Source organism: Lachnospira hominis (ex Liu et al. 2021) (genome assembly GCF_014287955.1).
In the GTDB taxonomy this organism is placed as follows: Bacteria; Bacillota; Clostridia; order Lachnospirales; family Lachnospiraceae; genus Lachnospira; species Lachnospira hominis.
The window spans coordinates 1-5,987 of record NZ_JACOPD010000017.1 but is presented as its reverse complement, the minus strand read 5'-3'; the positions used below and the strand labels follow the sequence as shown (position 1 = coordinate 5,987).

General features: G+C 47.4%; 2 tRNA genes and 3 rRNA genes. All 5 read left to right on the top strand.

Going from position 1 to position 5,987, the window contains the following annotated elements:
• The first annotated feature begins 360 nt into the window (after positions 1–360).
• The 5 genes from H8S01_RS13755 (at position 361) to rrf (ending at position 5,781) form a co-directional block, all read left to right on the top strand.
• Positions 361–1,898: ribosomal RNA gene (locus H8S01_RS13755) — 16S ribosomal RNA — on the top strand.
• Between the two features lie 61 nt (positions 1,899–1,959).
• Positions 1,960–2,036, top strand: a tRNA-Ile gene (locus H8S01_RS13750).
• Positions 2,037–2,104: 68 nt separating this feature from the next.
• Positions 2,105–2,180 (top strand) — tRNA-Ala (locus H8S01_RS13745).
• A gap of 349 nt (positions 2,181–2,529) precedes the next feature.
• Positions 2,530–5,423, top strand: a 23S ribosomal RNA gene (locus H8S01_RS13740).
• A gap of 243 nt (positions 5,424–5,666) precedes the next feature.
• Positions 5,667–5,781, top strand: a 5S ribosomal RNA gene (rrf, locus tag H8S01_RS13735).
• The 16S, 23S and 5S rRNA genes sit together here with 2 tRNA genes alongside, the layout of an rRNA operon.
• Positions 5,782–5,987 lie beyond the last annotated feature (206 nt).

Below are 5,987 nucleotides of genomic sequence, written 5' to 3'. Positions count from 1 at the left end.
TGGATTAGAAATGCTGTAGAATGCACATCCATCGGCGGTGATGTTGATTAAAACTTGTTGAGAAACAAGGATTTAGCCCAAGCGGTAGAATCTGAAAGTCTTGAATAAGTTTAAAAATAATTAACAAAACCAGTTGACTTCTTCTTGAAAGAGAGTAGTATAGCCGACCTAGCTTGCTGATGACGAATCAGCAAGAAGATCATTAAGAGATTATGAAGAACAACTTGTGTGGATTTTTACTGATTGATCGATCGAAAATATTTCATTGATTGATGGTAAGAATTACTCGAAGTTTATTTGAGAAATATTTGTCAGAAAATTGATGAGCCAAGATTTGTAGCCATAAGCTACTAATGATTTTAACTGAAGAGTTTGATCATGGCTCAGATTGAACGCTGGCGGCAGGCTTAACACATGCAAGTCGAGCGGGGAAAGGTAGCTTGCTACCTGACCTAGCGGCGGACGGGTGAGTAATGCTTAGGAATCTGCCTATTAGTGGGGGACAACATTCCGAAAGGAATGCTAATACCGCATACGCCCTACGGGGGAAAGCAGGGGATCTTCGGACCTTGCGCTAATAGATGAGCCTAAGTCAGATTAGCTAGTTGGTGGGGTAAAGGCCTACCAAGGCGACGATCTGTAGCGGGTCTGAGAGGATGATCCGCCACACTGGGACTGAGACACGGCCCAGACTCCTACGGGAGGCAGCAGTGGGGAATATTGGACAATGGGCGAAAGCCTGATCCAGCCATGCCGCGTGTGTGAAGAAGGCCTTTTGGTTGTAAAGCACTTTAAGCGAGGAGGAGGCTACTTGGATTAATACTCTAGGATAGTGGACGTTACTCGCAGAATAAGCACCGGCTAACTCTGTGCCAGCAGCCGCGGTAATACAGAGGGTGCGAGCGTTAATCGGATTTACTGGGCGTAAAGCGTGCGTAGGCGGCTTCTTAAGTCGGATGTGAAATCCCTGAGCTTAACTTAGGAATTGCATTCGATACTGGGAAGCTAGAGTATGGGAGAGGATGGTAGAATTCCAGGTGTAGCGGTGAAATGCGTAGAGATCTGGAGGAATACCGATGGCGAAGGCAGCCATCTGGCCTAATACTGACGCTGAGGTACGAAAGCATGGGGAGCAAACAGGATTAGATACCCTGGTAGTCCATGCCGTAAACGATGTCTACTAGCCGTTGGGGCCTTTGAGGCTTTAGTGGCGCAGCTAACGCGATAAGTAGACCGCCTGGGGAGTACGGTCGCAAGACTAAAACTCAAATGAATTGACGGGGGCCCGCACAAGCGGTGGAGCATGTGGTTTAATTCGATGCAACGCGAAGAACCTTACCTGGTCTTGACATAGTAAGAACTTTCCAGAGATGGATTGGTGCCTTCGGGAACTTACATACAGGTGCTGCATGGCTGTCGTCAGCTCGTGTCGTGAGATGTTGGGTTAAGTCCCGCAACGAGCGCAACCCTTTTCCTTATTTGCCAGCGGGTTAAGCCGGGAACTTTAAGGATACTGCCAGTGACAAACTGGAGGAAGGCGGGGACGACGTCAAGTCATCATGGCCCTTACGACCAGGGCTACACACGTGCTACAATGGTCGGTACAAAGGGTTGCTACCTAGCGATAGGATGCTAATCTCAAAAAGCCGATCGTAGTCCGGATCGGAGTCTGCAACTCGACTCCGTGAAGTCGGAATCGCTAGTAATCGCGGATCAGAATGCCGCGGTGAATACGTTCCCGGGCCTTGTACACACCGCCCGTCACACCATGGGAATTTGTTGCACCAGAAGTAGGTAGTCTAACCGCAAGGAGGACGCTTACCACGGTGTGGCCGATGACTGGGGTGAAGTCGTAACAAGGTAGCCGTAGGGGAACCTGCGGCTGGATCACCTCCTTAACGAAAGATTGACGATTGGTAAGAATCCACAACAAGTTGTTCTTCATGACGATGTATCTGAGGGTCTGTAGCTCAGTTGGTTAGAGCACACGCTTGATAAGCGTGGGGTCACAAGTTCAAGTCTTGTCAGACCCACCAAATCTGACTAACAAGCATTGTTAAATGCTGAATACAGAAAAACAGAGACATTGACTTATTGATAAGCTGGGGACTTAGCTTAGTTGGTAGAGCGCCTGCTTTGCACGCAGGAGGTCAGGAGTTCGACTCTCCTAGTCTCCACCATAGATTATAGAACTTAGTAAGTTAAAGCTTATTAACTTCTGTGATTTATCGCAGTTTCCTGACCTGACGAAGGCTGGAAAAATCATTAACAGAATATATTTGAGTTGAAATAATTTGTTCATACTCGTTTTTAAGATCGACATTAACAGTGATTTATTACTGATTGATGAAGATTAAAGAAATGAGTTACTAGCGAAATTAACTGAATCAAGCGTTTTGGTATGTGAATTGAATTGAAGCTGTACAGTGTTTAAGTACACAGAACAACAAACTGTAAGGAAGTGATGAGAAATCATCATAGACTGTCTTAATCCTACTTGTAGGGATTAACGACTGTTTGGGGTTGTATAGTCAAGTAATTAAGTGCATGTGGTGGATGCCTTGGCAGTCAGAGGCGATGAAAGACGTAATAGCCTGCGATAAGCTCCGGGGAGGCGGCAAATATCCTGTGATCCGGAGATTTCTGAATGGGGAAACCCACCTGTCATAAGGCAGGTATCGTATGATGAATACATAGTCATACGAGGCGAACGAGGGGAAGTGAAACATCTCAGTACCCTTAGGAAAAGAAATCAATTGAGATTCCCTCAGTAGCGGCGAGCGAACGGGGAAAAGCCCATTAAGTCATATAAGTTCTAGTGGAATGCTCTGGGAAGTGCAACCATAGTGGGTGATAGTCCTGTACACGAAAGGGCTTATATGATGATGTCGAGTAGGGCGGGGCACGTGAAACCTTGTCTGAATATGGGGGGACCATCCTCCAAGGCTAAATACTCCTGACTGACCGATAGTGAACCAGTACCGTGAGGGAAAGGCGAAAAGAACCCCTGTGAGGGGAGTGAAATAGATCCTGAAACCGCATGCATACAAGCAGTGGGAGCCGACTTGTTCGGTGACTGCGTACCTTTTGTATAATGGGTCAGCGACTTACATTCAGTAGCGAGGTTAACCGCATAGGGGAGCCGTAGAGAAATCGAGTCTTAATAGGGCGTTTAGTTGCTGGGTGTAGACCCGAAACCGGGTGATCTATCCATGAGCAGGTTGAAGGTTGGGTAACACTAACTGGAGGACCGAACCCACTGTCGTTGAAAAGCCAGGGGATGACTTGTGGATAGGGGTGAAAGGCTAATCAAACTCGGTGATAGCTGGTTCTCCCCGAAAGCTATTTAGGTAGCGCCTCGGACGAATACCATTGGGGGTAGAGCACTGTTTCGGCTAGGGGGTCATCCCGACTTACCAAACCGATGCAAACTCCGAATACCAATGAGTACTATCCGGGAGACAGACTGCGGGTGCTAACGTCCGTAGTCAAGAGGAAAACAATCCAGACCGCCAGCTAAGGCCCCAAAATTATAGTTAAGTGGGAAACGATGTGGGAAGGCATAGACAGCTAGGAGGTTGGCTTAGAAGCAGCCACCCTTTAAAGAAAGCGTAATAGCTCACTAGTCGAGTCGGCCTGCGCGGAAGATGTAACGGGGCTAAAACTATATGCCGAAGCTGCGGATTTGCAATTTATTGCAAGTGGTAGGGGAGCGTTCTGTAAGCCGATGAAGGTGTATTGAGAAGTATGCTGGAGGTATCAGAAGTGCGAATGCTGACGTGAGTAACGACAATGCGAGTGAAAAACTCGCACGCTGAAAGACCAAGGGTTCCAGTCCAACGTTAATCGGGGCTGGGTGAGTCGACCCCTAAGGCGAGGCCGAGAGGCGTAGTCGATGGGAAATTGGTTAATATTCCAATACTTCTATGTAATGCGATGAGAGGACGGAGAAGGTTAAGTCAGCCTGGCGTTGGTTGTCCAGGTGGAAGGTTGTAGGCATGTATCTTAGGCAAATCCGGGGTACTCTATGCTGAGAACTGATAGCAAGCTGTACTTGTACAGTGAAGTGGCTGATACCATGCTTCCAGGAAAAGTCTCTAAGCTTCAGTTACATAGGAATCGTACCCGAAACCGACACAGGTGGTCAGGTCGAGTAGACCAAAGCGCTTGAGAGAACTCTGCTGAAGGAACTAGGCAAAATGGTACCGTAACTTCGGGAGAAGGTACGCTGCCGACGGTGATAGGATTTACTCCTTGAGCTATTGGCAGCCACAGAAACCAGGCCCCTGCAACTGTTTATTAAAAACATAGCACTCTGCAAACACGAAAGTGGACGTATAGGGTGTGATGCCTGCCCGGTGCTGGAAGGTTAATTGATGGGGTTAGCGTAAGCGAAGCTCTTGATCGAAGCCCCAGTAAACGGCGGCCGTAACTATAACGGTCCTAAGGTAGCGAAATTCCTTGTCGGGTAAGTTCCGACCTGCACGAATGGCATAATGATGGGGGCGCTGTCTCCAGCAGAGACTCAGTGAAATCGAATTCGCCGTGAAGATGCGGTGTACCCGCGGCTAGACGGAAAGACCCCGTGAACCTTTACTGCAGCTTGACATTGAACTTTGATCTTACTTGTGTAGGATAGGTGGGAGGCTTTGAAACCGAGACGCTAGTTTCGGTGGAGCCAATCTTGAAATACCACCCTGGTAATATTGAGGTTCTAACTCTGTCCCGTTATCCGGAGCGAGGACCATGTCTGGTGGGTAGTTTGACTGGGGCGGTCTCCTCCTAAAGAGTAACGGAGGAGTACGAAGGTGCGCTCAGCGTGGTCGGAAATCACGCGTAGAGTATAAAGGCAAAAGCGCGCTTAACTGCGAGACCCACAAGTCGAGCAGGTACGAAAGTAGGTCTTAGTGATCCGGTGGTTCTGTATGGAAGGGCCATCGCTCAACGGATAAAAGGTACTCTGGGGATAACAGGCTGATACCGCCCAAGAGTTCATATCGACGGCGGTGTTTGGCACCTCGATGTCGGCTCATCTCATCCTGGGGCTGAAGCAGGTCCCAAGGGTATGGCTGTTCGCCATTTAAAGAGGTACGCGAGCTGGGTTTAGAACGTCGTGAGACAGTTCGGTCCCTATCTACCGTGGGCGTTGGAAATTTGAGAGGATCTGCTCCTAGTACGAGAGGACCAGAGTGGACGAACCTCTGGTGTACCGGTTGTGACGCCAGTCGCATCGCCGGGTAGCTATGTTCGGAAGGGATAACCGCTGAAAGCATCTAAGCGGGAAGCCTACCTCAAGATAAGATTTCCCTAGGACTTTATGTCCTCTAAAGAGCCGTTGAAGACTACGACGTTGATAGGTTGGATGTGGAAGCATAGTGATATGTGAAGCTGACCAATACTAATTGCTCGTGAGGCTTGACTATACAACACCCAAACAGTTGGTGTTGTGGTTCAAATCACTGCAAACAACTTGATTTAGTTATAAAGCTAGATACATGAGCGAGGAATAAACAAACATTAATTATGTTTGTCCGAGCGCAAGACATAAAGCTATGCTTTATGTTAAAATCAACTCAAATATACCTGTTAATAACTCATTTGATGAAAGTTAGGCACGAAGAGCACTGCTCTGAGGTTAGACCCAACGAATAGTCATAAACAGTTGTGCTGGCGACAATAGCAAGAGTGAACCACCTGATCCCTTCCCGAACTCAGAAGTGAAACCTCTTAGCGCTGATGGTAGTGTGGAGTTATCCATGTGAGAGTAAGTCATCGCCAGCTCATTAATTCTAAATCCCCCTCCGCTTAAAGCAGAGGGGGATTTTTTTATGCTGAATATATTAAATAATTTAAATGAGAGACAAGAAGAAGATTGGCTAAAAGACAGCTTTTAAAATTTGATAGGGAAAATAAGAAGAAGTAATCAGATGAAAAGAGCCAAAAATAAGCTATCTATAAGGGCCTAAATAGTAAAAAGCCAGCAGTTG